22 protein-coding genes are annotated in these 26,880 nt (G+C 44.7%); 5 read left to right on the forward strand and 17 right to left on the reverse strand.

Going from position 1 to position 26,880, the window contains the following annotated elements; translation table 11 throughout:
- Positions 1–117: 117 nt before the first annotated feature.
- From ED652_RS14730 to ED652_RS14740, 3 genes are all read right to left on the reverse strand, one after another.
- Positions 118–1,488: a DASS family sodium-coupled anion symporter gene (locus tag ED652_RS14730; RefSeq protein ID WP_017110916.1), complete on the reverse strand. Its 1,371-nt coding sequence runs from the start codon at positions 1,486–1,488 to the stop codon at positions 118–120.
- 245 nt (positions 1,489–1,733) lie between these two features.
- Positions 1,734–2,486, reverse strand: a complete 753-nt coding sequence (locus ED652_RS14735; RefSeq protein ID WP_122055305.1) for a vancomycin high temperature exclusion protein — start codon at positions 2,484–2,486, stop codon at positions 1,734–1,736.
- A 217-nt stretch (positions 2,487–2,703) separates the two neighbouring features.
- Complete coding sequence (locus tag ED652_RS14740) at positions 2,704–4,392, reverse strand: NAD-dependent malic enzyme (protein WP_017106710.1); 1,689 nt, start codon at positions 4,390–4,392, stop codon at positions 2,704–2,706.
- A 183-nt stretch (positions 4,393–4,575) separates the two neighbouring features.
- On the opposite strand from ED652_RS14740, the gene ED652_RS14745 reads away from it, so the two are divergent.
- On the forward strand, positions 4,576–6,960 hold the full coding sequence (locus ED652_RS14745; protein ID WP_122055306.1) for a helicase-related protein: 2,385 nt from the start codon (positions 4,576–4,578) through the stop codon (positions 6,958–6,960).
- Positions 6,961–7,163: 203 nt separating this feature from the next.
- Entirely contained in the window at positions 7,164–7,541 is a 378-nt protein-coding gene (locus tag ED652_RS14750; protein WP_009846478.1) for a hypothetical protein, read from the forward strand.
- Between the two features lie 191 nt (positions 7,542–7,732).
- Here the strand turns inward: ED652_RS14750 and ED652_RS14755 are convergent, their stop codons facing one another.
- The 7 genes from ED652_RS14755 to ED652_RS14785 form a co-directional block, all read right to left on the reverse strand.
- Complete coding sequence (locus ED652_RS14755; RefSeq protein ID WP_122055307.1) at positions 7,733–8,836, reverse strand: phosphoribosylaminoimidazolesuccinocarboxamide synthase; 1,104 nt, start codon at positions 8,834–8,836, stop codon at positions 7,733–7,735.
- Positions 8,837–9,130: 294 nt separating this feature from the next.
- Positions 9,131–9,538, reverse strand: a complete 408-nt coding sequence (locus ED652_RS14760; protein ID WP_017106714.1) for a SulA-like leucine-rich domain-containing protein — start codon at positions 9,536–9,538, stop codon at positions 9,131–9,133.
- A 364-nt stretch (positions 9,539–9,902) separates the two neighbouring features.
- Positions 9,903–10,091 carry a hypothetical protein gene (locus ED652_RS14765; protein ID WP_017078672.1) on the reverse strand — a complete coding sequence of 63 codons (189 nt, stop codon included), beginning with the start codon at positions 10,089–10,091 and terminating at the stop codon, positions 9,903–9,905.
- Between the two features lie 165 nt (positions 10,092–10,256).
- Positions 10,257–11,351, reverse strand: a complete 1,095-nt coding sequence (locus ED652_RS14770) for a tetratricopeptide repeat protein (protein ID WP_122055308.1) — start codon at positions 11,349–11,351, stop codon at positions 10,257–10,259.
- Between the two features lie 157 nt (positions 11,352–11,508).
- Positions 11,509–12,177, reverse strand: a complete 669-nt coding sequence (locus ED652_RS14775; RefSeq protein WP_065111151.1) for an OmpA family protein — start codon at positions 12,175–12,177, stop codon at positions 11,509–11,511.
- A 114-nt stretch (positions 12,178–12,291) separates the two neighbouring features.
- Positions 12,292–12,981, reverse strand: a complete 690-nt coding sequence (locus tag ED652_RS14780) for a DUF2786 domain-containing protein (RefSeq protein ID WP_029223537.1) — start codon at positions 12,979–12,981, stop codon at positions 12,292–12,294.
- Positions 12,982–13,189: 208 nt separating this feature from the next.
- Entirely contained in the window at positions 13,190–13,873 is a 684-nt protein-coding gene (locus tag ED652_RS14785; RefSeq protein ID WP_004733423.1) for a DUF3334 family protein, read from the reverse strand.
- A 222-nt stretch (positions 13,874–14,095) separates the two neighbouring features.
- On the opposite strand from ED652_RS14785, the gene ED652_RS14790 reads away from it, so the two are divergent.
- A complete protein-coding gene (locus ED652_RS14790) occupies positions 14,096–17,131 on the forward strand; it encodes an FAD-binding and (Fe-S)-binding domain-containing protein (protein WP_122055309.1) in 3,036 nt (1,011 codons plus the stop codon).
- Between the two features lie 66 nt (positions 17,132–17,197).
- On the forward strand, positions 17,198–17,659 hold the full coding sequence (locus tag ED652_RS14795) for an isoprenylcysteine carboxylmethyltransferase family protein (RefSeq protein WP_122055310.1): 462 nt from the start codon (positions 17,198–17,200) through the stop codon (positions 17,657–17,659).
- Between the two features lie 129 nt (positions 17,660–17,788).
- On the opposite strand, the gene ED652_RS14800 is transcribed toward ED652_RS14795, so the two are convergent.
- The 6 genes from ED652_RS14800 to hutC form a co-directional block, all read right to left on the reverse strand.
- Positions 17,789–18,514, reverse strand: coding sequence for a DUF3581 domain-containing protein (locus ED652_RS14800; protein ID WP_010438254.1), 726 nt, complete (start codon positions 18,512–18,514; stop codon positions 17,789–17,791).
- A gap of 227 nt (positions 18,515–18,741) precedes the next feature.
- On the reverse strand, positions 18,742–20,274 hold the full coding sequence (gene hutH, locus ED652_RS14805; RefSeq protein ID WP_032501161.1) for a histidine ammonia-lyase: 1,533 nt from the start codon (positions 20,272–20,274) through the stop codon (positions 18,742–18,744).
- A gap of 14 nt (positions 20,275–20,288) precedes the next feature.
- Positions 20,289–21,983 (reverse strand): urocanate hydratase, encoded by a 1,695-nt coding sequence (gene hutU, locus ED652_RS14810; RefSeq protein WP_054547392.1) that lies wholly within the window; start codon positions 21,981–21,983, stop codon positions 20,289–20,291.
- Between the two features lie 84 nt (positions 21,984–22,067).
- A complete protein-coding gene (gene hutG, locus ED652_RS14815) occupies positions 22,068–23,132 on the reverse strand; it encodes a formimidoylglutamase (RefSeq protein ID WP_122055311.1) in 1,065 nt (354 codons plus the stop codon).
- Positions 23,119–24,369 (reverse strand): imidazolonepropionase, encoded by a 1,251-nt coding sequence (gene hutI, locus ED652_RS14820; RefSeq protein WP_122055312.1) that lies wholly within the window; start codon positions 24,367–24,369, stop codon positions 23,119–23,121. Before hutI ends, hutG begins: the two co-directional genes overlap by 14 nt.
- Before the next feature lie 113 nt (positions 24,370–24,482).
- Positions 24,483–25,196 (reverse strand): histidine utilization repressor, encoded by a 714-nt coding sequence (gene hutC, locus ED652_RS14825; protein WP_122055313.1) that lies wholly within the window; start codon positions 25,194–25,196, stop codon positions 24,483–24,485.
- 181 nt (positions 25,197–25,377) lie between these two features.
- Between hutC and ED652_RS14830 the strand changes: the two genes are divergently transcribed.
- Complete coding sequence (locus tag ED652_RS14830; protein WP_122055314.1) at positions 25,378–26,121, forward strand: sporulation protein; 744 nt, start codon at positions 25,378–25,380, stop codon at positions 26,119–26,121.
- Positions 26,122–26,189: 68 nt separating this feature from the next.
- On the opposite strand, the gene ED652_RS14835 is transcribed toward ED652_RS14830, so the two are convergent.
- Complete coding sequence (locus ED652_RS14835) at positions 26,190–26,594, reverse strand: hypothetical protein (protein WP_162929947.1); 405 nt, start codon at positions 26,592–26,594, stop codon at positions 26,190–26,192.
- Between the last annotated feature and the right edge of the window lie 286 nt (positions 26,595–26,880).

The following is a 26,880-nucleotide window of genomic DNA, read 5'->3' on the forward strand; positions in this document are numbered from 1 at the left end:
CCCCCTTCTAGGGGGTTATAAAGCAAAACCGCCTTCTAAGAAGGCGGATATTTTTTTCTGGCTGAGCGGGGGAGCTGCAGCCAGTTTAGGTATAGCCTAACTATAAGGCGTTCGTGTTTACCAGAAGATCCAAGCGAACAGCGTCAGTATTAAGATACAAACTAGGTTCAACACCATACCGATTCGCATCATCTCTTTCTGCTTGATGTGGCCAGAAGCAAAGACAATCGCATTCGGCGGTGTCGCAACTGGTAGCATGAAGGCACAAGAAGCGGCAACAGCAATCAGAGCTGACAAGATAACTGGCGACATACCTAGTGCTTCAGCAATGGTTGCGAAGACTGGGACAAGCAGTGCAGCACTGGCTGTGTTACTTGCGAATTCAGTTAGGAATACCACGAACGCTACTACCGCTAGAATCGTTAGCAGAACGCCTGCTGTTTCTAAGAAACCGCTGAGTGAGTGTGCTAGGAATACACTGGTGCCTGTCGCTTTAAGAATGTTACTTAAACAGATACCGCCACCGAATAGGATTAATACGCCCCAATCCGTTGTCTTCTCAACATCTTTCCACTCGACCGCTCTAGAAGCGCCAAGCAGTACAATCGCGCCAATCGCAACCAAGCTATCAAACTTCGAGAAGCCGCCGATCATTGCATTGATTGGCTTACCGAATATCCAAAGCGTTACCGTTAGAAGGAAGATAGACAGTGTGATTTTCTTGCTGTTCGTCCATTCAACAGGAGCGTGGTCTAGCTCGAATTTGTGGTCAAGCTTTGGCTTAGTCATCACATACAGAATAATCATCGCGACTGGCAGTAAGATCATCGTGATCGGCAGGCCAAGCGCCATCCATTCAGTGAAGCTCAAACCAACTTCTGCAGCTGCGATTGCGTTCGGTGGGCTGCCTACCACGGTTGCAATACCACCGATCGATGCACAGTAAGCAATACCTAGTAGTACGAATACGTAGGTGTTGCGGTCTTCACTTTGGTCGACTTTGTTCATGATGCCGAGAACAAGAGGCAGCATCATCGCGGTGGTCGCTGTGTTTGAAATCCACATTGATAATCCAGCACTCACACCAAATAGCATGAATACCGCCACTGACATTTTACCTTTCGCTAGTATCAGCACTTTGTCAGCAATCGCTTTATCTAGCTCTTGCTTGTTGAGCGCGGCGGCTAGGGCAAAACCACCCATAAATAGGAAGATGATTGGGTTCGAAAAGTTAGCCAAAGCAGCGGGCGTGTTAAATACACCGAACAAGACAGCCAATAGGGGAACGAGCAAAGCGGTGATGCTGACGTGGATAGCCTCGGTTAACCATAAGATCGCAACAAACACGAGAATACTTAGGCCAGTGTTCACTTGTGTTTCGAACGGGAGGGTATTGATCAAAAGTGCAAATAACGCGAAATTGCCGATTAATATCATGCTGTTGCGGGTAAACAACCAGTGTTTCAATGTAGTAACAAGTGCCGTCATAAGACGCTCCTTTTGTTTATCCTCGTTTTATTGGTGCACCAACTTCATTGAGTGGTGCTTATTATTTTCGAGGTATCTTGTTTTCAAGTTATACAGTCCTCAAAGTAAAAAGCTTCGAGGTGTATGGCTTGATGTAGGGTCAGACTTTGTTGGGAGAATGTTACTTAAGTTAATAAAGGCGTGTTGGTGTGTTTTTGTGTAACAGTGGGGAAGTGTGAGGCAACAAATTTAAAATGTGTAGATTTCTACACATCGGTATCTGCTGGGTCTGCAATCGGGCTAGGAATCGGGGGTGATTCTTGTTTTGGGTTCGGCTGAATCGGTTCTTTAGGCCCTAAAAATTTGGGTGTCGTGCCCATAATATACAGATCAAGAAACGCTTTAGTTCGTGCAAAAACTTCTCTTAAACGTATTGAGAGGCCTGAGTGATGAGTTGGGCCGGAAACCGCCAAACATTGCGCATGAATATCATAAGAATTTGCGATAAACAGTGCTCTTTCACAGTGAAATTCTTGAGTGATGATCAGGAAGTTATCGGTGTCGAATATCTTCTTAGCACGAACAATGGAATCCAAAGTTCGAAAGCCAGCATAATCCAGATTGATACGCTCGTCGGGGACACCTGCTCTCAATAGGTCGCGTTTCATCGTCCAAGGTTCATTGTAAGAACGATGAGCATTGTCGCCACTCAGTAAGAATTGATTGACCTTCTCACGATCAAAAAGCTCAATTGCGGCCTCAATTCGATATTTATAATAATCGTTGAGCGTTCTGCCCAAATATTTACTGGTGCCAAGCACAACGGCGACTTCGCGTTCAGGGACTTCATCGATTTCGTAGATGATGCGATCTTTAGCCTGCCATGAAACCCAAAAATCGATCGCAATAACTGCAGCGCTGCCCACCAGAAAGACTAGGAAAGAGCCATACAGAAAGCCTTGCAGTTTCTTGCAAGCTTTAGGTAAGTAGTTGCGGAAGATATGAGAATCGAATTTCACTCTCGGTAAGGTCCTTTGTGCATGAGCATAATTTTTTGAGTGCTCGATAATACCAAATAAAAATGAGAAAAATCAGTTAAAAAGACAAGACAGTGTAAAGAAAAAAAGCCCCTGCAGTTGCAGAGGCTGATATAAGAGTCGTTAACGCTCTTTATTCAACGCGCAGTACGCTTTATTGAGAGCGCAGTACGCTTTATTCAAAGTACAGCACGCTTTATTAGAATGCAGTACGCTTGTAACGACGGTAAACCGGCTGCCAGAAGTGCTGGTCAATCGCTTGTTGCAGTGCTTCTTCAGTGATCTCTAGTGCAACACCTTGTTCAATTGCTTTCTTACCAACAGCAAGAGCGATCTTTTTAGACACGGTGTGGATTTCTTCCAATGGTGGAAGTAGAGCGCCTGAACCATTGATGGCTAGTGGAGAACACGTTGCAAGCGCACGGCTTGATTCCATCAGCATTTCATCAGTGATGCGTGAAGCATTCACAGCCAATACACCAAGGCCGATGCCAGGGAAGATGTAGCTGTTGTTACACTGAGCGATTGGGTAAGTGGTGCCGTTATGAGTTACTGGCTCAAACGGGCTACCTGTCGCAACAAGTGCTTGACCATCAGTCCAACGAATAATGTCGTTTGGTGTTGCTTCAACACGGCTTGTTGGGTTTGATAGTGGGAATACGATAGGACGTTCACAGTGAAGGTTCATCTCTTTGATGACTTCTTTGCTAAACAGACCCGGTGCGCCAGATACACCAACCAATACGGTTGGTTTAGCATGACGAACAACGTCTAGTAGAGAGAAACCCGTACCGTCGCTTTCCCAATCTTTGGTGTTCGCATTGGTTTGTACTAGGCGTTGTTGGAAATCAAGTAGGTTTTGCATGCCTTCTTGTAGAAGACCCCAACGGTCGACCATGTAAACTTGTGAACGCGCTTTCTCATCGCTGATACCTTCAGACACCATTTGAGCAATGATGGCTTCAGCAATACCACAACCAGCAGAACCCGCACCTAAGAAGGTAATACGTTGGTCTGAAAGTTTGGTGTTTGCTGCTTTACATGCTGCAAGTAGAGAACCAACCGTTACTGCTGCTGTACCTTGGATATCATCGTTGAAACAACAGATGCGATCTTTGTAGCGCTCAAGCAATGGCATAGCGTTCTTTTGTGCGAAATCTTCGAACTGAACTAGAGCATCTGGCCAACGGCGTTGAACCGCTTGGATGAACTCTTCAACGAATGCATCGTAATCTGCACCTGTGATGCGAGGGTGACGCCAGCCCATGTACATTGGGTCTGCAAGACGTTGAGGGTTGTTGGTACCCACATCAAGCACGATTGGTAGCATGTAAGCTGGGCTGATACCGCCACAAGCTGTGTAAAGTGCTAGCTTACCAATTGGAATACCCATACCACCGATGCCTTGGTCTCCCAAACCAAGAATGCGCTCACCATCCGTAACCACGATAACTTTAACGTTGTGGTTTGTCGCATTATTCAGTAGATCATCGATACGGTCGCGGTTCGGGTATGAGATAAACAGACCACGGCCACGACGGTAAATATTTGAGAAGTTCTCACATGCTGCGCCAACTGTTGGCGTGTAAATGATAGGCATCATTTCAGAAATGTGGTTTTGAACTAAACGATAAAAAAGCGTTTCATTTGTGTCTTGGATGTTACGAAGGTAGATATGCTTATCCATATCACTTTCGAAGTTACAATATTGCTTGTACGCACGTCCTACTTGCTCTTGGATTGTTTCGGTTGTTTCCGGTAACAAGCCTTCAAGGTTAAAAGAGCTACGTTCTTCAGCAGAGAATGCACTGCCTTTGTTTAGAAGAGGTGTACTTAGTAGAGCAGGACCAGCGTAAGGGATATATAGAGGGCGTTTATCGTTGTTCATTGGATGCCTAATATGGGAGAAAGGGTAACTGAAAAATGATAACGGTTTAGTTATTCAATTGTAAATAGTTTCCCTCCGATCTTTGCAAACAAAATGATATTCTTACCCATGTCCCACACTTATCGAATTTGAACGTCATAATTCGTTATACTTTGCTCACACTTTTTGCGATTTTCCCTCTTTATGTCATTACTGCCCATCGATGCTTATCAAAACGTATTCCACGAACAAATCGTTGATTCTCACCTTGTCGTAGAGGCTGAAACCGGATCAGGTAAATCTACGCGCTTACCAATTTGGGCTTCCCAACACGGGCGAGTTCTGGTGGTTGAACCAAGACGTATCGCGTGTACTTCACTGGCTAAATATCTCGCACAGCAATCGGGCGAGAAGCTTGGTAGCAAAGTGGGTTATGCGATCAAGCTTGAGTCGGAATACAACGAGCAAACTAACGTTGTTTTTGTTACTCCCGGAATCGCGTTGCGCTGGCTATCCGAAGATGGGCTTGCTGGCTTTGATGTCATCGTTGTCGATGAATTTCACGAAAGGCGTTGGGATATTGATTTGCTGGTGGCGATTCTGAAACAAAAAGAGAGCCATCGTTTGGTGATCACTTCAGCAACCATTGAGGGTGAACGCCTTGCTCAGTATTTGGATGCGAATCGCATAAGCTGTGAAGGGCGTACTTATCAAGTTGAGATTGAACACCGAGCGAACGAATCGAGAGCATTACCTGACATTCGACATCTAGAGCAGCGCATCGCCGAAGAAGTGAATCATCAATTGCTCGCTTCTTCTGGCGATATGTTGGTTTTTCTGCCAGGTAAAAAAGAGATCGTGCAATGCGAACAAGCCTTGGCGAAGAATCCAGATATCCAAGTGGTTAAATTGCATGCGTCGGTGAGTGATAAAGAGCGAGATCTCGCACTGTCTGGTCGCAATACTGGTAGTTGCGATGATGGCAGCGGTTTGCGAAAGGTCATCCTTGCTACTAACGTGGCAGAAACTTCGTTAACCATTCCTGACATTGGTGTGGTGATAGATTCAGGATTAGAAAGACGCACCGTTCAACGAAACGGTAGAACGACTCTGATGCTTAAATCTATATCACGAGCCAGTGCCAAGCAACGAGCTGGCCGTGCGGGCAGGGTAATGGATGGTGTCTGCGTTCGCTTATACGGAGAACACGCCGCATTAGAGTTAGTGACACCGCCCGAACTGCAACGCGAAGAACTAACAGAACCTATGTTGGCTGCGGCATGTTGTGGCAACTCGATCGAGAGCTTATCTTTTCTTGATCCAATCCCTGAGAAGTCGTTAAACAGTGCGATTAAAACCTTGTTGATGATGGAAGCGATTAATAGCGACCATCAAATCACCGAGCATGGCAAAAAGCTCTACCCGCTGCCGATTGATGCTTTGTATGCCGATATTGTCACGCGAATCAAAACCAAAGCACTTAAAGAAGCCATGGTGGATCTCACGGCTGCGCTGTCCGTTCCTGCTCGCTTATATCAGTTGCCGAATAATGCAGAACATCTTGAAGCGCTGGCTCAACAAGAAAAGGAAGGGTGTGATTTAAACCTTTTAATTCAGATTGTTCGTGGCCGTGATTATCCGAATCTAGAAATCGACCAGCAGGCATTGAATGAAGCGCAAGGACTGGCTAAGCAAATGCGTGAGGTGTTTGAACTTCCTCAATTAGAAGTCGCGTCCCGTTTCCTGCGTATTGAACTGATTGACACCATTATTAAGCTGCATCCTGAGTTAGTCTTTGTGCGCAGACTGAAAAGGAAAGAAGCCTTTGCCAACGGAGTGTTAGAGGTAGTACTCGGCCGTCAGAATCGTTTCCCGGACAATGCACAAGCGATGTTGGTGTTAGACACTCATAGTTTGCCGGGAAGAGGTGTTAAGCAAACACTGACCTTAGCGACGGTCACGGCCCCCATTCCTCTTGAGCTTATCATTGATGCTGAGCTAGGAGAGTGGGAGCAAGGTGAAACGATTGTGAATGATGACGGCGTCTATACTGGGATGGCGTTGGTGTATGCCGGCCGCACGATCACGACCAAGCTCGTGGCAGCGGAAGGGCAACTATCGTTAAAGCCGATCGTCGATCTTGTATCGAATGGGGTTCAACTTCCGGGTTTTGCACAAGCTCGCACTCAACAAATCAAACATTGGCAGCTGTATGTGAAACTCGGTCTCGATGAACAAACCCAATACACACCAGAAATTGAGAACATTAACTTTGAGCTATGGTTAATAAAGCAGCTTGAAGTGTTAGGTGTCACTGATGTGAGCGAATTGGAAATGTTCGACCATGCAGATATTCCATTCGATGGTATCCCGACTTGGCTCTATTCAGAGTTTTCGGAAAAGTACCCGTTTGCATTGAGCCTTGCCGACTTGCAACTCGAAGTCGAATACCTGCCGGCACGCAAGCTGATTTACGTTCATTATCAATCGGGCAGTCGAAAGTTATCGCCAAAACGTTGGGAGCTCCCGACATGGTCTGGCTGGCGTATTCAGTACAAAAAAGCGAGTCGGATAATTGATATCAAATAGATGGATTAGTTTTATCTCTAAAATATTAATCAAATAGGTGCATATATGTTTTTTCAGTACTTATTTTGTTACAAGTTTGATTTTTATATGCCTTTTTAACCAATCAAAAGGTCATAAAAGACTATTCTTCTATATCCTATTGCTATAAAGAAAGAGTTGATAGATATTGAGTATATTGTGTTGTCAAAGTGTCGGGGGACATCATGGATAAACAGACAGAGACGCGTGTAGAGTTTGATTACACAACATTTCTTGGCGCCTCATGCAGTAAAAAATGGACTTTTCTGGAAGCACTAACCACGATTGCGCCAGTATTTAGTACTGTCTGGCGAGATAGCATTAAAGAGCTCGCAAGCCCTGAAGATCGTTTATGGCAGATGGCATTGAAATCGATGTCGACGCGTAAAAGTGATGAGTCAAACATTGTTACCTTACTCAAGCTAGCCAAGCTAGAGGGGATCAATGAACTCAAAGTTGCTATGCCATATTCTCTTGAAGAAGAGCAGATCGAGTACATTGAATCGCGCAGTCATTTGGTGATTGCCGAGAATACTGGAGAAGAGTTTACTATTAAGCTTTAATCTATCAGTATTGCTTAGAGCTTAGAGCTTAGAGCTTAGAGCTTAGAGCTTAGGAGCGAGCTCAAAGAATATTAAAAATCGCACACGAAAAAGGGCCTCAATAATGATGAGGCCCTTTTAGTTTCTGAAATTTGTGTTTACGAGCTTACTCGCTTTCTAGAATGCAATCAGTCAATCAGTCAATCAGTCAATCAGTCGACTAGACCATAGTCAGCACGCAATACATCGATGATTTCTTGCTTAGGGTTGTCGCTCAGTACGATCTCCGCGCCTGTGATTTTCGCTGCGATATCAAGATAAGTACGCGACAGAGACATCAGTGAATCAAGAGGTAACTCATTGTCACGAGCTAAGGCTTCACGTTCTGGCATGCGTTCTTTGTTCAGAAGGATGTCTGCATCAGGGAAGTAGTTAAGCAAGAACTGGCGGAAACCCTCTTTAGAGTTTTCAACGATGTTGCCTTTGTTGTATTCCTGAGCATCCCAAATGCGAGACGAATCTGGAGTACCCACTTCATCCATGTAGATAAGCTTTTCTTTGCCTTGAGCATCGTTGACGTAGCCGAACTCAAATTTCGTATCGACAAAGGTTTGATCGACTTTTGCTAGCGCTTGGCTAATTACGTTGAAGCCTTCTTTTAGAAGTTTCTCGTAATGCGCAATGTCACTTGCTTGAGTAAAGTTGAACGCTGCGAAGTTGTCTTCGATGTTGTTGCGAGTGATGTTCACATCATCCGCTTCTGGAACGCCAGGAATCCCTTTCAAAATCCCTTTTGTAGAAGGCGTGATCAGTAGCTCAGGTAATTTCTTGTCTTTTTCAAGGCCTTCAGGCATCTCGATACCGCAGAATTCACGTTCGCCGTTCGCGTATGCACGCCACATAGAGCCTGTGATGTATTGACGACAAATCGCTTCGATCATGACTGGGCGAGCTTTTTGTACAATCCATACAAATGGATGAGGGATATCAAGAATGTGACTGTCAGCAAGGCCGTTGTCTTTAAACAATTTGAACCAGTGGTTAGAGATAGCATTCAGAGCTGCTCCCTTACCTGGAACACCTTTTAGATTACCTTCACCACGCCAAATACAATCAAACGCAGAGATACGGTCACTGATCACCATGATGGCTAAAGGCGCATCGGGTGCTACATTGTAGCCTTTCTCTTTAATTAGTCGTTGGCTATCTTCTTCAGTTAACCAGTAGACCGAACGAACCTTGCCACTGTGGACAGGTTTATCAGTACGGATTGGTAGGTCATCATTTACGGCAAGAACTTGATCAGCAAGGCTCATTTAGACATTCCTATCTTTTATCAAACGTCATACAGAGAAGTGCGGTGTGCACATGATTAGACGGGCATTATACCCAATCTATTATTTGCTTCCAGATAAAAAGCAAACGATTGCTAAATCTATTGATCAAATAAAAACCCCCGCCTAACTATTCGCTAGAAAATTGGCGAATTGTAGGGCAGGGGAAGGCAGTCTGTTGGGCTGTGTTTTGGGGCTATGCTGTTAAGTTAACTTAAGTTTGTTAGCTAAAAGATTAAGCTACGTTTCTGAGCTAAATTGCTAAGCGGTGTTGGCTTAGTGAATACGCTCTGACGTTTCATCAATGAAGAACACTTCGCATTGAAAGCGTTGGCCTAACGTTCTTAGGTATTGTTGGCTGAATGAGTCGATCGACGTACTCGCAACGATTGCGCTCGCGTTTCCTGAGCGTATTGCTTTCTCGACTGTCTCTACTTCATTCATTTGGTTCGACGCTTTCATATGGATAACGCGCTCGCAGCAAACATTGTGTTGCTTAAGCTGCTTAGCGGATGGTCTTGGCGTTTGAGCAGTAAACAGTAACCACTGATGTTGATTGGACAGCAACGCCATTCTTGCAAACAACGCTTCCTCGTTTGAGTTTTTGCTTTTACGAGAAACTGATGTAAATGCGCAGTGAACTAGCGGGCTAGAGTGTTGGGCTTTAACGTGTGCTTGAATCATTTTGCTGTCCTTATATACATGCTGTATGTGTATACAGTAGTTTTTGTTGCTTATAAGATCAAGCGGTTTTTGCGGGATTATTGGTCGTTTTATTGCGGGCAAGTAAGAGGTTTCAGTTTAAGTTATTGATATTTAGTTGAAAATTAAATTTGACTGGTTTTTCTATTTTGTCTCATAAATTGAAAAAATGTGATTTCTATACAGGTGTATACAGTGGTTTTTGCAGAAAAGCACTGTATACACCTGTATAGAAGATAGAAGATAGAAGATAGAAGATAGAAGATAGAAGATAAGAAGATAAGAAGATAAACCCCAGATACAAAAAAAGCGCCTTAGGCGCTTTCTTATATTTCAACGATGTTACTTATCTCAGTGTTGCTTGGGAGAGTTTTGTTCTCATTTCCATTTCACCAATATTGAACTGGCGAACATCAATGGTTGCAATATCATTGCACTCTTTACATGCATGATGACACTTACCATCTAGGTAGTCGTGCTTTTTTACTAGGCTTGGCTTTTTGCACCAATCACAAACGCCTTCTATTGTGAACATATTTTCTCCTCACCTGTTTAAGTCAGGTGTATTTTCGGCGCAAATTATGACACAAGTAAGACCCATTAGTTAATAGTTTGTTACCCGTTTTTGAGAGGGGGATCGATTGCAACACTAATAAAATCGGTATCTTTGCGATCTTGGAAAATGAATATGTGTAGTTGTTTACGGTTTTGTAACATTTTGTAAAATGGTTTTTAGCGCATTGTTCAAACGTTTCATTTCTTCGTCACATCCATGACCGTCAGGGTGATAGATTTTAGAGAGTTGTTTGTATCGAATCTTAATGCTTTTTTGGTCAGGAATAGATTTGGGTGTGTAGCCAAAGAGAGCACAGGCCACTTGCAAAGCATTCAGACCTTTGTTGTTTTTCTGCTTCTTCAATTCGTTGTAGATGGTTTGAAGCTGACGCTTTTGCTGCTTAATGGTGAAGTCTTTCGCACTAAGCTGTGCTTCCAGTGTCTGTTGCTGCTGATTTAACTCACCAGATTTCAGGCCTTGTCGCTTTCGCGAGATAACCAGAGTCGCGCTGATACTCACTATTGCAATCAAAACGGCCAGCACTGCGCCAATCATATAGTCAGAGCTTGTTAGATTAGAACGTGTTGCTTGCTCTCTAGACGTTAGTGTCGAAGGGAAGGTACTTGGTGGATTTGTATTGGTTTTTGCACTGACGTTGTCATTGAGCTGTTCAATCGAAGAGATTTGCTTGGCACGCTGTTGGTTGAACTGTGCTTCCAGAACGCGATTGTAGCCATCTTCTGCATTAGGATTGTTTTTTAAAGCTGCTTCATACCATAGCTGCGCTGCATCTAACGGTTGCAATAGTTCTTTATCAAGTGAGGATTCATAGATCTTGGCTACTTCTAGAGGCGCTTGCTTGTTACCTTTCAGTGCCGCTTTGATGAACCATTCTAAGGCGAGTTTGTTATCTTGCTCCACGCTCGTCCCCGCCAAGTACCATTCGCCAAGTCTAAATTGCGCATCTGCATTGCCATTATCCGCTGATTGCGAATACCAATAGAATGCGTCATCGATGTTTTTAGGCACGTCAGTACCCAGCTCATACGATTGGGCTAATCGATACTGAGAGGTTGAGTCTAGAGGTTGTAGCGCTTGAGGTTGTGGAGCTAATGAGAGTTCAGCGCTGCTTTCAGCATGAACGAAATGTGGGGCGAACAATTGTATCGTGGAAAAGACTAGGGCTAGAAATAGAGTTCTAAGGAGTGACGATGACCAGAAGTTGGATAAGATAAGCAAAAGATAAGTCTCGTAAAAAAGCCCAGTGCCGATGTATCAGTATGAATACGTTATGTGGCTGAGTGTTAAGTCGTAACGCTTAAAATAAGCCATACGACTGACAAGCAACTATATAGTGGTTAAGTCAATAGATAAAGGTAACTGGGCTTTAATCGTGCTACTTCAGCGGCAAGATTTGAATTTCTACGCGACGGTTACAAGCACGACCTTGAGAGGTGTTGTTGTCACATAGAGGGTAACGCTCGCCGTTTCCACGAGCAATGGCACGGCCTGCAGCGACATCTTGAGAAATCAAGAATGCTCGAACAGATTCAGCGCGACGCTCAGAAAGGATTTGGTTCGATGATTCGCTGCCAGTGCTGTCAGTGTGACCTTCGATCACTAGGCTAGTGTCTGGGTATTCAACTAAGATACGAGCAACACCGCGAAGTGTGTTGTGAATGCTTGATTCTAAAGCGTAAGAGCTTGATTCGAAGCCAATGCCGTTTTCTAGACGAAGTAGAAGCTGGTTCTCACCAACACGCTCTACTTGAACGCCAGAGTTCATTAACTCTTCGCGAAGTGCTGCTTCTTGTCGGTCAAAGTAGTAACCAATACCACCGCCAACAGCTGCACCACCTGCCGCACCAATCAGTGCGCGTTTACCACGATCTTTAGAGTTGTCACCAGTAGCAGCACCAGCAACGGCACCAGCGATTGCACCAATTAGAGCGCCTTGAGTTGCAGAGTTAGTCTCAGATTCGCCAGTTGTAGCGTTTTGGCGTTGAGTTGCCTGACAACCCGTTAAAGCGACAGTAAGCGCTAGGGCTAGTGTGATTTTTTTCAACGTATTTCTCCATCATGTACTTCTGTCAAACATATAAGTAACGAATGACAACAATTAGTCCTGTAAGTCTTAATGATGGTTTTTATCAATACGCTGAAGCAATGTAAAGTGGCACTATGATTTAGTTATCTTTTTAACTGCTTGGGCACCGCCAACTGGACGATTAACAGACAACTTGCGACCTTTCTTCAAACCAACTTCGTAGTCTGCGGTGAGGTTTTTCATCGCTTCTCTTAGTTGTTGTTTGAAGGTTTCACGGTCAATATTTTCAAATTCTTTATCAATATAGTTATTGATTTTGTTGTTTGATTCGTCGTCTGGGGTAATGGTTGGCAACTTTTCAAGCGCACCTTCTACCCAACCAGAAACGTAAGAATTTACGCGACGAGTGACTTCGAGTGAACCTGTCCCTGAACCTGCAAAGCTGTTTCTGAATTGGCCAGTATGCTCGTTCAATTCACGATAAATGATGTCGAAAGCAAAGGCAGCGAAGATCGCGCGGTCAGCTTCGCCAATGAATTCCACACGCTTAAGGCCTTTGTGGTTCAGTAACACGGCTTCTACGCCAAACTTAGTGTTGATACCACGAATAACGCGCAACAGAGTAGAGCTGATGTTTGCTGGCAACAGGTGACTGGATTGAGTTTTCCCCATTTTGATAAATTCAATATCGTCTTTCTCGAGACCATATTTCAGCATCAAGTTATGCGCCATCTTTATTGCATTGGCCGCTTCGTTGACGTTCGCTGAATTTCCAAGCTCAAGACACTTGGCTATTTTCTTTAGGGCTTTTTTCTTATCCATCGACTACTTAATCATTACCGCAAATTTTGAAAAGTCCGACATTTTACATGTTTTGGCAGGTAACAGCAAAGTCAAAAGTCATTTGTTATTACGCGGTGAGCGATTATGAAGGATGGAAGAGACGGCTTTTGGGTAATACAAAAACGCCATCAAGAGTATTGATGGCGTTAGTGACATGATTTTTCAGAATGACTAGAGCTTTAAGGCACTAGATTCCTAGTTCATCGAGTAGATCGGCTGCAGAGTCATTGCCTGAGCTTTGTGCTGGCTTATTCGCTTCCTGCATTTTTTTCTGAGTTGCCTCCAGGATACTGTCTGGACATTCGTCTTCAGCGATCTCAAATTCTTCCAATTGGATGAATTCTGTCTTGTCCATTGCAAGCTCTAGGTAGAAGATGTTGTTATTTGCAGTCGAGAAAGTCACACGGCGAGCTTGTGGGCGATCTAGATTTGTATCAACAGAAAGATTCACTTGTTTATTGAGTGCCAGCATCTTCGGTTGGTTCTGTGTGATGTTGGTTTGCAGTTCTTTACGGATCTTATTGGTGAAATCACCAACTAACTGGTTCATTAGCTCACCTAAGACATCGCCCACTTCATCTGAAGTGTGCAGTACGGCCAACTCATCTTCTGGCATCCCCATGTTACGCATGTAATTAGTGTAGATCTCTAGCGCGGCTTTAGACGTAAAATTGATGACAACAAGACCAGAAAAGCCACCGTCAAATAAGACGAAACAACCAAAGTCTGGCTTCAAACTTGTCTTGTTGATCTTTTGAACCATAGCTGAATAGGACACCTGAGAAGCCGTCGCTGAAGTGAGTACGCTTGAGACTGATTGGCATAGCTTAAGCAGAATATCTTCAGTTGTGACTGTTTTGTTTTTTTTCATTATGATGTGCTCATGGATATGTCTTTAACAAAATGTTATTCAGTATATTGTTACTGAATCAAGACGAAAGTGACTATTTCTCCATTCTTGCATTGAGATTCTGATTTGATCACCTTTTTATATGATCTTAATAGTAGTAAAGTGACGAAATTCAAATAAAATTATTAAAAATCCCAGATAACCCAATGCTGATAGGATCAGCGAAGTAGGGGCAGGAAGCAAATGTTACCAAGACTTCAACTCAATGCTGATGTCGATCCAGTAGTCGTACGCTTTTTAGATGAACTAAAAACAGCGGGCTTTACTGGCGACATTGAATCTCAATATTCTAGCCGTTTGGCTGTGGCGACTGATAACAGTGTCTATCAGCAATTGCCGCAGGCGGTCATCCTTCCTAAAACAAATCAAGACGTTGTGTTGCTCGGTAAAGTGGGCGTTAAATCCGCTTACGAACGCGTGACCTTTTCCCCTCGTGGCGGCGGTACCGGAACCAACGGACAATCCTTAACAAAAGGTGTCGTGGTTGACCTTTCACGACACATGAATAAGGTTCTTGAGATTAACGAGAAAGAGGGCTGGGTAAGAGTTCAGTCTGGCGTCGTTAAAGACCAATTGAATGATGCGGTACGTCCCTACGGTTACTTTTTCTCTCCAGACCTTTCTACTAGTAACCGAGCAACTCTAGGTGGCATGATCAACACCGATGCGTCGGGTCAAGGGTCGTTGAAGTATGGAAAAACGTCTGACCATGTGTTGTCGCTACAAGCGGTGTTCGCGGATGGTTCGTGTCTGGAGTCTGATTTATCACATGGCTTGCCAGTTGAGGGTGAGTTTGCTCACCATGCACTTACGGTTACTGAGGCAGTTTGTCGAGACAAGCGCGCTCAAATTCTTAATAAATTCCCACCATTGAACCGCTTCTTAACAGGTTACGACCTAAAGAACGCAATCAACGAACAAGACGACAGCTTTGATCTGACTCGCGTTCTATGTGGCGCTGAAGGTTCTTTAGCATTCATCACGGAAGCAAAGTTAAACCTAACCAAGATTCCAAAAGCGCGCACACTGGTCAACGTGAAATACAACACGTTCGATTCTGCGCTGCGTAATGCGCCGTTCATGGTAGAAGCGAAAGCGCTGTCTGTAGAAACGGTTGACTCAAGAGTATTGAACCTAGCGAAGCAAGACATTGTTTGGCACACCGTGAGCGATTTGCTGATGGATGTTCCCAATAAAGAGATGCTTGGCATCAACATGGTTGAGTTTGCGGGCCAAGATGAAGCGGAAGTTGAACAACAAGTTCAAGCACTGACGGCACAGCTTGAAAGCATGCTTGAAACCGAAGAAGCCGGTGTGATTGGTTTCCAAGTATGCAGCGATTTGGCGAGCATTGGCCGAATCTACAACATGCGTAAGAAAGCGGTGGGTCTATTAGGTGCAGCGAAAGGCCGAGCTAAGCCGGTCGCTTTTGCTGAAGATACCTGTGTACCACCGGAAAACTTGGCTGACTTCATCTCTGAATTTAGAGTACTACTCGATTCAAAAGAGTTGAACTACGGCATGTTTGGTCACGTTGATGCGGGCGTACTACACGTTCGTCCGGCTTTAGACTTGTGTGATCCGATGCAAGAAGTATTAATGCATGAAGTCTCTGATGAAGTGGTTAAGCTGGTGTCGAAATACGGTGGCTTAATGTGGGGCGAACACGGAAAAGGTTTCCGCTCTGAGTATGGCCCAGACTTCTTCGGTGCAGAACTGTTTACAGAGCTAAGACGAGTTAAAGCAGCGTTCGACCCACACAACAAGATGAACCCAGGTAAGATCTGTACGCCATTGGAAAGTGACGCTGAATTGGTGAAAGTGACCGATACCAAGCGTGGTTTCTACGATCGTCAGATCGACGTACAAGTTCGTGATAGCTTCAAACAAGCTATGGAATGTAATGGTAACGGCTTGTGCTTCAACTACGATACGAGCTCGCCAATGTGTCCTTCGATGAAAGTTACGGCTGACCGTCGTCATTCACCAAAAGGCCGCGCAGGCTTAGTGAGAGAGTGGTTGCGTCAGTTAACGGAACAAGGCGTCGATATTCTCGATTTAGAGCAAGAAGCGCTGAAGGACAATACCCCGGTCAAAACCATGGTGGAACGTGTTCGTAATACAATGAACAAACGCCATGAGTACGATTTCTCTCATGAAGTTCACGAAGCGATGAACGGTTGTCTTGCATGTAAAGCGTGTGCGAGCCAGTGCCCGATTAAAGTTGATGTTCCGAGTTTCCGTTCTCGATTCTTAAACATTTATTACTCACGCTACCAACGCCCTGCAAAAGACTATTTAGTCGCCAACATTGAAACCATGCTGCCGCTGATGGCGAAAGCGCCAAAGGTTGTTAACGCTGCCTTGGGTCAAAAGTGGATTCAAACCGCAACGGCGAAAACGGTCGGTTATGTCGATGCACCACTGATGTCGGTGCCTACGCTAAAAAATCGTCTGGCGAGCAAAGAGCTGCAACTCTTCGATCTTCAATATTTAGAAGGGCTCTCTTCTGACCAGAAGAAACAGCATGTATTGATCGTTCAAGACCCGTTTACCAGCTTCTATGATGCAGAAGTGATTGAAGATTTCGTCACTCTGGCTCAAAAGCTTGGTAAAACTCCGGTATTACTGCCATTTAAACCAAATGGTAAAGCACTGCACATTAAAGGCTTCTTAGGTCGTTTTGCGCGTGAAGCAAAATCAACCGCTGATTTTCTGTCGATGGTGGCGGATATCGGTATCCCTTTAGTGGGTGTCGACCCTGCTCTTGTGCTTTGTTACCGCGATGAATACGTTGAGATCTTGGTTGACAAGCGCGGAGACTTCGATGTACTGACTGTGCATGAATGGTTAATGCCATCGTTGGGTGAGTTTGAAGAGCGCTCTGCAAGTGAAGAAATGTGGTACTTGTTTGCCCACTGTACTGAGAAGACCAAAATGCCGAACGCTGAAAAAGAGTGGGGCGCTATCTTTAAACACTTTGGTGCTGCGTTAACCAGCGTTCCTGTCGGTTGTTGTGGTATGGCAGGTACCTTTGGCCACGAAGTTGATAAGTTGCAAATGTCGAAAGACATATACGGTTTAAGCTGGAAACCTCAAATGCAAGATTTACCGAAAGAGCGTTGCTTAGTGACGGGTTATTCCTGTCGTAGTCAAGTGAAGCGCTTTGAAGGTGAAAAGCTTGCTCACCCATTACAGGCACTAGCCAAAATTATTTAATACATTTAGCCCAGCAATTGCTGGGCTTTTTTCTAAACTAACAAAGGAATGTTAAAAAGGAAAAGTATGAAACCTCTAGAATTAAAAGTCCCACCCGTTGCACTGTTCATTATTGTATTCTCAGCATCTTATTTCAGTGCCCATCAGCTGAATGCAGGAGTGGTGTTATTGCCTTATAAGTTCATCGTCTTGGGGATCGGAATTGCATTGAGTGGTGTGGTTGGATTAGCCGGTATATGGGAGTTTCGAAAACAGAAAACCACTGTTAATCCGATCAAAGTCGAGACCGCTTCTACAGTCGTGGACAGTGGAATCTTTGGCTACACACGAAACCCAATGTATCTAGGGCTATTCATCCTATTGTTTTGTTTTGGCTACTTCTTCCAGAATATCTTCAGTGTGCTACTCAGCTTTGGCTTCGTAATCTACATGAATCAGTTCCAAATTAAGCCAGAAGAACGCGCTCTAGAGCAATTATTCGGTGCGGAATATGTTGATTACAAACAAAAGGTTAGACGTTGGATTTAGTTTTGACTTGAGTGGATTTGTGTAATCAGGAATCGAAATAAAAAAGCCCAGCTTGAGGATATCAAGCTGGGCTTTATTGATCTTATTCTAGAGCTTATTTACATCGAGATGTGTAAATAAGGATGCTGATTAAGCAGCAGCTGCGAACTGAGCTAGAAACATCTCTTTACGTTCGTTGAAGCGGTTTACTAGGTCGTCGACAGAAGCTTGGTCGTATGGCTTAAGACCACTTGCTACCATGCGTTTCACGCCTTTACCGACCACTTCGCCGTCTTCTTTGAAATCAAAGTTCAGTGTCACGATGCCACGCTTGCCTTCAACATCAAAAGTCGCACCTGAGAATTCAACTTCTGGGTGAGACAGGTCTAGACGAGTAAATTCAACTTCCATGCTCTCGTAAATTACAAGAGGGCGTTGGCAGTTGATCATCATTTGTTGTTCTTCCATAAGAGGAACCATGATGTGTGGGAAGTTCATGCCTGAGAACTTAACGTAGTTCGTTACTACGTGTTCGATGAATGCTTGATCGTGGCTCTTTTCACCTTCACAAGACATGTGCAGGTACTCTTTGCCTTTCTCGTCAACCAGTGAGCTTTCTTTCTCACACTTGTTGTCAACGCTAAGCGCAATACCGTTACCCACCATACCTGAAAAATCAAAACGCATTTTTTGGCTGATGCCTTCTTTTTGCAGAAGTACTGCAAACAAAAGATCGCCAGGCACGCAGAAGCGTTTGTTGTCTTCATCGTGAATTGGGTTGAAGTCAGCGGCTACTTTTTTAGCAAAGTGGCTAGCCTGTTCACGAGTGAATTGAAATTGATTGTCTTCAGTAGAAAAGTAAGGTGTCAGAAACATAGTATCGCTATTAGTCATCAAATCTGGGGTGGATTATAGCTAACTAACTTCGTTCTAATGGTCTATCCAGTTAACTTTGCTTATATATCAGTCAATTAGATAAATACGTTGGATGGTATGTGACGATTTTAAGGGAGATATGGCCTTTGGCTCAATGCAACAAGGGCTAATTAATAGCCCTTGTTTATATGATACTTTAATTAGTGTCGACTAAAGTATTTTAAGTACTAGAAACTGCACAAAGTACCTTCTGGCATTAAGTGATTATGAACGGATAATTTGAGTAACAGGTTAGCTTGCTCAATATCTGGAGCAAAATATCTGTCTTTATCGTAGAAACTCACTTTCTCACGCAGAATCTGCTTCGCTTCTTCCACACGAGGAGAAGATAGATTAGGCGCTCGAAAGTCTAGCCCTTGTGCTGCTGCTAAATATTCTACTGCCAATATCCCACGGGTGTTTTCAGCCATGTATCTAAGCCTACGAGCGGCAAAGGTGGCCATTGATACGTGGTCTTCTTGGTTTGCAGAAGTAGGTAGGCTGTCGATTGACGCCGGATGAGCTAAGGTTTTGTTCTCACTTGCCAATGCTGCAGAGGTCACCTGAGCAATCATAAAGCCAGAGTTCACGCCGCCGTTGTCGACTAAGAAAGGCGGTAGTTTGCTTAGCGCGCTATCAATCAGCAGCGCCATTCTACGCTCTGACAAGCTACCGATCTCGGCAATGGCCAATGCAAGGTTATCGGCTGCCATTGCGACAGGTTCTGCGTGGAAGTTACCTCCCGAAATGATGTCGCCATCGTCAGCGAAAACAAGCGGGTTGTCTGATACTGCATTCGCTTCAATCGTTAAAGTTTCTGCTGAATTACGAATCTGCTGTAAACATGCTCCCATCACTTGAGGCTGACAACGCAGTGAGTAAGGGTCTTGAACCTTTTCACAACAAGTGTGTGATTCGCCAATTTCACTCTTTTGATCAAGCATATGGCGGTAAGCAAGTGCTGCATCCATTTGGCCACGATGACCACGAACACGGTGAATACGAGGATCAAACGGACGACGACTACCTAGCGCTGCCTCAACAGACATTGCACCACACACGGTTGCAGACGCGAATAAGTCTTCAGCTGCGAATAGACCTTCTAATGCAAATGCTGTCGATGCTTGTGTGCCGTTTAACAGCGCCAAACCTTCTTTCGGAGCAAGTGTGATTGGTTCCAAGCCAGCGATCTGCATTGCTTCTAGGCCCGTGATGATCTTGCCGTTGTGACGTGCTTGGCCTTCACCTAGCAGTACCGTACTCATGTGGGCGAGGGGAGCAAGATCTCCTGAAGCACCCACAGAGCCTTTCTGTGGAACACATGGGTAAACCTGCGCGTTCACTAGATCGATAAGAGCATTGATGACCTTGAGTCGGATACCTGAATAGCCACGAGACAAGCTGTTAATTTTGAGCACCATCATCAAACGCACAGTTTCATCAGACATGAACTTGCCGATGCCTGCTGCGTGAGAAAGCACGATACTTTTCTGTAGTACTTCTAAATCTTCAGGGGCTATTTTGGTATTCGCTAATAAGCCAAAACCCGTGTTGATGCCATACACGGTACGATCTTCAGCAATCACTTGCTCGACAACGTGCATGCTCGCTTCAATATCAGGAATCGCTGCTGGATCGAGTGATAAGTTCACAGGGCTACGGCTAATCTTACGAAGTTCAGGTAGGCCAAGAAGTCCTGGTTTAAGTAATAAATTCAACATGTTCTCTCCAGACATTAAAGGCGACGAAGTTCTTCGTTTAGCATAGGTAAATCAAGCTTCTGCTCTTTAGCACACTGCTTGGCAATATCGTAACCCGCATCAGCATGACGCATAACGCCAGTAGCCGGATCATTGTGAAGTACACGAGCAATACGTTGTGACGCATCTTCACTGCCGTCACAACAAATCACCATTCCTGAGTGTTGCGAGAAGCCCATGCCAACGCCACCGCCATGGTGTAGAGAAACCCATGTTGCGCCGCCTGCAGTATTTAGCAGAGCGTTCAATAGAGGCCAATCTGATACAGCATCTGATCCATCCATCATGCCTTCTGTTTCGCGGTTCGGGCTCGCCACTGAACCTGAATCTAGGTGGTCACGACCGATAACAACCGGTGCTTTCAGTTCGCCATTCTTCACCATTTCATTGAATGCTTGGCCTAAACGTTCGCGATCTTTCAAGCCGACCCAACAGATACGCGCTGGTAGGCCTTGGAACTGAATACGTTCACGCGCCATATCTAGCCAGTTATGTAGATGTGGGTTGTCTGGAATCAGTTCTTTTACTTTTTGGTCTGTTTTGTATATGTCTTCTGGGTCACCAGATAGGGCAGCCCAACGGAACGGTCCGACGCCCTCGCAAAATAAAGGTCGTATATAGGCTGGAACGAAACCTGGGAAATCAAATGCGTTTTCTACACCTTCTTCCAGTGCCATTTGGCGAATGTTATTACCGTAATCTACGGTTGCAGCACCACGGTACTGAAGATCTAGCATAGCTTGAACTTGAATCGCCATTGATTGCTTAGCGGCTTTCACTACTTTCGCTTCATCAACTAAACGTTCTTGCGCTGCTTTTTCCATCGTCCAACCTTGCGGCAAGTAGCCGTTCAGTGGATCGTGGGCAGAGGTTTGATCGGTCACTACGTCAGGCGTGATATTACGTTCAACTAACTCTGGGAATACATCAGCAGCGTTGCCTAATAAGCCAACAGAGATTGGCGTGTCTGATTCTTTAATCATTGCCATCGCTTCATCGATGCTGGTGGCTTTTTTGTCTACATAACCAGTACGCAAGCGGTAATCGATTCGTGATTCATCACATTCAACCGCGATCATTGAGAAGCCAGCCATCGTTGCAGCGAGAGGTTGAGCACCACCCATACCGCCAAGACCACCCGTTAGAACCCACTTGCCGTTTGCTTCGCCTTGGAAGTGCTTCTTCGCGATAGCGACAAACGTTTCATAAGTACCTTGAACGATGCCTTGAGAGCCAATGTAGATCCAGCTGCCCGCTGTCATTTGGCCGTACATCATCAAGCCTTCTTTATCGAGCTCGTTGAAGTGCTCCCAGTTTGCCCAGTGTGGAACAAGGTTCGAGTTAGCGATCAATACGCGAGGTGCGTTTTTATGAGTCGGGAACACGCCCACAGGTTTACCTGATTGAACAAGCAACGTTTGGTCGTCTTCTAAACGCTCTAATACTTCAACAATTTTGTCATAACATTTCCAATCACGCGCAGCGCGACCAATACCGCCATACACAACCAGTGCATGTGGGTGTTCTGCCACATCAGGGTCTAGGTTGTTCATCAGCATACGCAGTGGTGCTTCTGTTAACCAAGATTTAGCGCGCAAAGTGGTGCCATGAGGTGCGCGAATTTCGCGAGTCGTGTCGAGACGAGGGTCACTGTTGTGGTGTTCCGTCATTTTGGAATTCCTTCTGTTTCACGTTATATCGTTGTAGTTGTAGTTGTAGTTGTAGTTGTAGTTGTAGTTATCGGTATAGCTGGATTAGTCGCTGGCCATTGCACTGGCTATGTCCCAACACAAACGCGCCGCCAATCGAGCCGTTTGGCCATCGATGTCGTAGTCTGGGTTGTATTCCGCAATGTCCGCGATAATGAGTTTTTCACTGTGTTTGAAAATCTGTTCTAGAAAAGGAGCGAGCGCTTCATAGCTCACACCTCTTGCCGCTGGTGCACTTACGCCCGGTGCCGTAGTGGCGGGGAATACGTCTAAGTCGATAGTGAGATAAAGGTAATCACACTCAGCGATGAATCTTTGTAACTTAACCAGTTGAGCGACTTGGTTTATTTGGGTCATGTTGCGGTCGTGTTCATACCAAACACCCAGTTGGTCAGCTTTGTTAAACAGCGCTTTGGTATTGCTGGCTGCACTCACACCAAGGCAAGCGTATTGGAATGGCCATTGATGTTTGTGGCAGTAATCGCTGATCTGGTTAAAAGGCGTGCCTGAACTGGGTTTAACGTCGGCGATGTTGCTTTTAAATTCACGAAGATCAAAGTGAGCATCAAAGTTGACGATTCCTATTTTTGGTTTGTGTACAGGCTGACCTTTATCAAGGCGTTCCGCTTTATGTCGGTGTTCCGTTTTATGTAGATGCTCAGCGAGGCCTTGGAAAGATGCCCAAGCCACTTCATGACCGCCGCCAAGGGTAATCACTTTGTTGGTTGATAAAGCACAGGCAATAACCGAAGCACACTGTTTTTGACTGACTTCAAGTTGACCATCGTTACATTCGATATCGCCAAGATCAGCAATGCGTGTATCACTGTGCCAAGCCATATTCGCCAGCGCTTGGCGAATCAGGTTGGGGGCTTGTTTCGCGCCTACGCGTCCTTTATTTCTTGCAACGCCTGCATCGCTGGCAAAGCCGACCAAAGCGATAGCGCCATCAGTAAGCTCGTTATTTGAATGACTACTTTGCACTTGACTGGTGATGTGGTGGACACGAGTACCTTGCGAACCATCTTCAAGATCATTGCGCCCTGTCCACACAAAGTTATGTACGGTTGTTGCGCTATCTTGAATGCCGTTGGATTTAGATTGAGTCATGACACACCTCGCCATTAACAATGCGTTTATGCAGATGAGGAACACCAACTTGATAGCTCAGATCTGCTGGGTGCTCGATATTCCAGATAGCCAAATCAGCGGCATAACCAATTTCAACTTTACCTTTGGTTTGTGAGTCGCCAATAGCAGCCGCAGCATGACAAGTTACACCGCGTAGCGCTTCTTCAGGCGTTATGCCAAATAGGGTGCAGCTCATGTTCATCATTAGCGTTAAGTCAGCAAAAGGAGAAGTGCCGGGATTTAAGTCGGTCGCTATCGCCATTGGAATGTTGTGTTTGCGAAGTAGGGCAATAGGTGGCTGTTGAGTCTCTTTCAAGAAATAGAAAGCACCGGGTAGCAAGGTGGCAACTGTGCCTGATTCAGCCAGTGCTTTGACTCCGGTTTCATCAAGGTACTCAACATGGTCAACAGAGAGTGCGTCGTATTTTGCCGCAAGCGCACTGCCACCCATATTCGAAAGTTGTTCAGTGTGGCCTTTAATCGCGAGCCCATGTTCTTTGGCTGCTGCAAAGACACGTTCTGTTTGTTCTAGGTTGAAGCCGATAGATTCGCAAAACACGTCAACCGCATCGGCGAGCCCTTGCTCTGCAGCTTTAGGAATGATCTCTTGGCAAACCAGATCGATATAGCTGTCCGGTTGTTCTTTATATTCAGGTGGCACAGCATGGGCAGCAAGGAGAGTGGTGGTGATCTTAATTCGGCGATGATTCTCTAACGCTTTAGCTGCGCGTAACATCTTGAGCTCATCTTCAAGTGTTAAACCATAGCCAGATTTTACTTCGATGCTGGTTATGCCACTTCTTAGCAGGCCATCGAGTCTAGGCAAAGCCATTTCAACCAGTTCGTATTCTTGCGCTGCGCGGGTCGCGGTTACTGTCGCCAGAATGCCGCCACCTTGCTTGGCGATGTCGGTGTAAGACACACCATTCAAACGCTGCTCAAATTCATTGGCACGATTACCTGCAAATACAAGGTGAGTGTGGCAATCAATTAACCCAGGGGTGACTAACTTGTTTTTGCAGTCATAGGTGACGTAATCCAAAGAACCATCAACACTTACTTGCTCTAATTCAGAAGCAAGTGCCTCGTGGTTTGAACAAGAGATGGACACGATCTTACCGTTTTCGATAGCGATATTTTGAGGGGAAGAGGGCTGATAACCATCGGCTCCCGAACTCATGGAGACCACTCGTGCGTTTTTGAGGATCAAATTCATAATCACCTAGATCTTTGCTAAACATTAAATGTATATACAAATAAATAGGCTAAACGCTGACCCGAATCAAGTTGATGTTGCAAAAATGTGATCGGCGATCAGGATGATGTTCTTTAATCTAGAAGTATCTTGGAGCTTAATTTGTACTTAGAGCCAGGATGGTAGAGCAATGCAAAGCTGATGAGCCGTTCTTTGCTCCATGTTCTTCTATTCAAAAGAAGGCAAGGCTCTGATTCAGAAAGCTTTAGTGACGTTCTGATTTGTAAGTCTGGAATAATTGCTTCAACCGTGTGCTCGATAGCACTCAACGGGCAGCTTTTTGAAAGGTATTCGTTGGGTGTCGAGGTTGAAAAGTCTTGTTCTAGGTATTTTGGAGCGGCTTGAGAGTTCACCCAACGCGCTTCCAATTGTATCGGTGTATTGTCAGCCAAGTGGATGATTTCACTATAGAATACTTCGGCGTTAATCATTACACCTAACCGTGTGGCGGTGCTTTCATCAGCCTTAATGCTATCGTGTTTGATAACTTGGCTAGTATACGTTTGGCCACGGTCTTTGATTTCTTGTGCGATGTTGTTGATATCAAGCAAGGGAGATTGCGCTTTTTCGTCGGGCTCACAAACAAAAGTCCCCAGTCTTGGCTTCCTAATGAGCTTGCCTTCAGACACCAGATCTCGAATGGCTTTATTGACCGTCATTCGACTCACATTGAACTGCTCTGTGAGTTCGAGTTCTGTGGTTATCTGGTAACCCACTGGCCAGTGACCACTGGTGATATTGTCGTCTATGAACTGTTTTATCTGAAGGTAGAGCGGCGCTTTCGACATAATGAAACCTTATTTGACTATACAAATAGAGTAACGGAATTTTTCACGATTTCAACATTTCCTCGGGCAATGTGACCTTATTCAACATAGATGGGGCAAATTGCTTGATTCTGTGAGGCAAGTGTCGCAAATTGTCACGCAATAACTATTCGTAAATCAGATAATTAGAAAGGGAAATAATATGTTTAAGAAATTAAAGGCCTCGTTGGGCATCGGTGCAGCAAAGGTTGATACCGTCTTAGATAATATTGAAGTTTTCCAAGGTGGAGAGTTGTCTGGCAATGTTCACATTATTGGTGGCGACGTTGAGCAACAAATCGACCTGATTAACTTGGTTCTCAACACAGAAGTAAAAGTAGAAACGGAAGACAGCACAAGCTACGAAACCTTTTCACTGGGTCGTATTCAAGCCGTAGAGCCTTTCGTTATCCAACCGGGTGAAACCAAACTGGTTCCATTCCGTCTTAAGTTAAATGATGAAACGCCAGTCACCGCGTTGAACGCGCAAATGAATCAGTGTCACGTGTGGGTAGAAACCAACCTAGATATCGGTTTCGCGATTGACCCTAAAGACCGTGACTTCATCTCCGTACACCCATTGCCAACGGTCGCTAAAATTATCCAAGGTGTTGAAGCATCGGGTATGGCAATGGTGAAAGCAGACGTAGAGAAGGGCTTCTTGAAAGGCAACAGCTTTGCTTCACGTTCGGGCTGTTATCAAGAGATTGAATTTCGCAGCGGTGGCTTTATGAATAACAAAGAGATCGAGCTGTCATTCATCGTTGAAGGCTCAATAGTTCACTGCCTAGCAGAAATCGATCGCTCAATGAGCTTCCGTGGCGACCAATACATCTCATTCAGCTTGCCTGCTAACGCGGCCGACTCAGACATTCGCAACGCTGTATCAAGAATCATGAGTGCGTAGGTGGTATTACAAATAGAGTTCAGAGGATTAGGTTGTAAGTCAGACAATCTCACTTATGACCTGATCGGCTATTTTTGTTCTTCTGGATCTAATAAAGTTGAAAAATGATGAAAAAGAGTAAACATAACATTAAACACTTCAATAATGATTGCAGCTGATACAACGATAATAGTGAGCTCAATGGCTGTATAAAACACATCCCTATTAGGAATCAAATCATGGATAGGATAACTAAGTAATGGGATACCAGTTACCCTGAGGTATGGAAGTAGTAAGGATGCAACAAGACACATAATAAGATAAAGAATATCTTTTTTGAGACCCAATAGAAATCCTGTAAATGTCCCTAACTTTACTTTAGTATTTGGTGATGAAGTTGCAGTAAGCAGTACGCTAAAAATTATAGATATACCGGCAGTAATCCCACCAAGAATAGCTCCGAGGATTCCTGGGGTGGCTGATTCTATAAGCACGTATGCTTCTCTGTTATCGGTTGAAAGACCTAAACAGAGAGCAAGTATTACTGTGAGTATAAATATAGCCTTAGTCATTTGATCATAAACTAACTGTCATTTAGAGATGACAGTTTTCCTCGATCTCATGTCTAGTGCATTATTGTCATTTCATATAATTTCGTTACAATGTTCGGCTACTCACAAATGGGGCATCTGTATTTGCTTCTATGTGGGTATCTTTATTATGCATATATCTCCGATCAACATACTTGTTGGTTGAAAAACATATATTAAACATTTTCAT

The organism is Vibrio sp. Evd11 (assembly GCF_900382755.1).
Taxonomy (GTDB): Bacteria; Pseudomonadota; Gammaproteobacteria; order Enterobacterales; family Vibrionaceae; genus Vibrio; species Vibrio lentus.

What these genes read in the sequence shown, in the direction of transcription:
- ED652_RS14745 (WP_122055306.1), top strand. Translation starts at nt 4,576, where the DNA reads ATGTCATTACTGCCCATCGATGCTTATCAAAACGTATTCCACGAACAA.
- hutI (WP_122055312.1), bottom strand. Translation starts at nt 24,369, where the DNA reads ATGAATTTGATCCTCAAAAACGCACGAGTGGTCTCCATGAGTTCGGGA.
- hutC (WP_122055313.1), bottom strand. Translation starts at nt 25,196, where the DNA reads ATGTCGAAAGCGCCGCTCTACCTTCAGATAAAACAGTTCATAGACGAC.
- ED652_RS14750 (WP_009846478.1), top strand. Translation starts at nt 7,164, where the DNA reads ATGGATAAACAGACAGAGACGCGTGTAGAGTTTGATTACACAACATTT.
- ED652_RS14755 (WP_122055307.1), bottom strand. Translation starts at nt 8,836, where the DNA reads ATGAGCCTTGCTGATCAAGTTCTTGCCGTAAATGATGACCTACCAATC.
- hutG (WP_122055311.1), bottom strand. Translation starts at nt 23,132, where the DNA reads ATGACTCAATCTAAATCCAACGGCATTCAAGATAGCGCAACAACCGTA.
- ED652_RS14765 (WP_017078672.1), bottom strand. Translation starts at nt 10,091, where the DNA reads ATGTTCACAATAGAAGGCGTTTGTGATTGGTGCAAAAAGCCAAGCCTA.
- hutH (WP_032501161.1), bottom strand. Translation starts at nt 20,274, where the DNA reads ATGTTGAATTTATTACTTAAACCAGGACTTCTTGGCCTACCTGAACTT.
- ED652_RS14730 (WP_017110916.1), bottom strand. Translation starts at nt 1,488, where the DNA reads ATGACGGCACTTGTTACTACATTGAAACACTGGTTGTTTACCCGCAAC.
- ED652_RS14785 (WP_004733423.1), bottom strand. Translation starts at nt 13,873, where the DNA reads ATGAAAAAAAACAAAACAGTCACAACTGAAGATATTCTGCTTAAGCTA.
- ED652_RS14790 (WP_122055309.1), top strand. Translation starts at nt 14,096, where the DNA reads ATGTTACCAAGACTTCAACTCAATGCTGATGTCGATCCAGTAGTCGTA.
- ED652_RS14795 (WP_122055310.1), top strand. Translation starts at nt 17,198, where the DNA reads ATGAAACCTCTAGAATTAAAAGTCCCACCCGTTGCACTGTTCATTATT.
- ED652_RS14780 (WP_029223537.1), bottom strand. Translation starts at nt 12,981, where the DNA reads ATGGATAAGAAAAAAGCCCTAAAGAAAATAGCCAAGTGTCTTGAGCTT.
- hutU (WP_054547392.1), bottom strand. Translation starts at nt 21,983, where the DNA reads ATGACGGAACACCACAACAGTGACCCTCGTCTCGACACGACTCGCGAA.
- ED652_RS14760 (WP_017106714.1), bottom strand. Translation starts at nt 9,538, where the DNA reads ATGATTCAAGCACACGTTAAAGCCCAACACTCTAGCCCGCTAGTTCAC.
- ED652_RS14830 (WP_122055314.1), top strand. Translation starts at nt 25,378, where the DNA reads ATGTTTAAGAAATTAAAGGCCTCGTTGGGCATCGGTGCAGCAAAGGTT.
- ED652_RS14800 (WP_010438254.1), bottom strand. Translation starts at nt 18,514, where the DNA reads ATGTTTCTGACACCTTACTTTTCTACTGAAGACAATCAATTTCAATTC.
- ED652_RS14740 (WP_017106710.1), bottom strand. Translation starts at nt 4,392, where the DNA reads ATGAACAACGATAAACGCCCTCTATATATCCCTTACGCTGGTCCTGCT.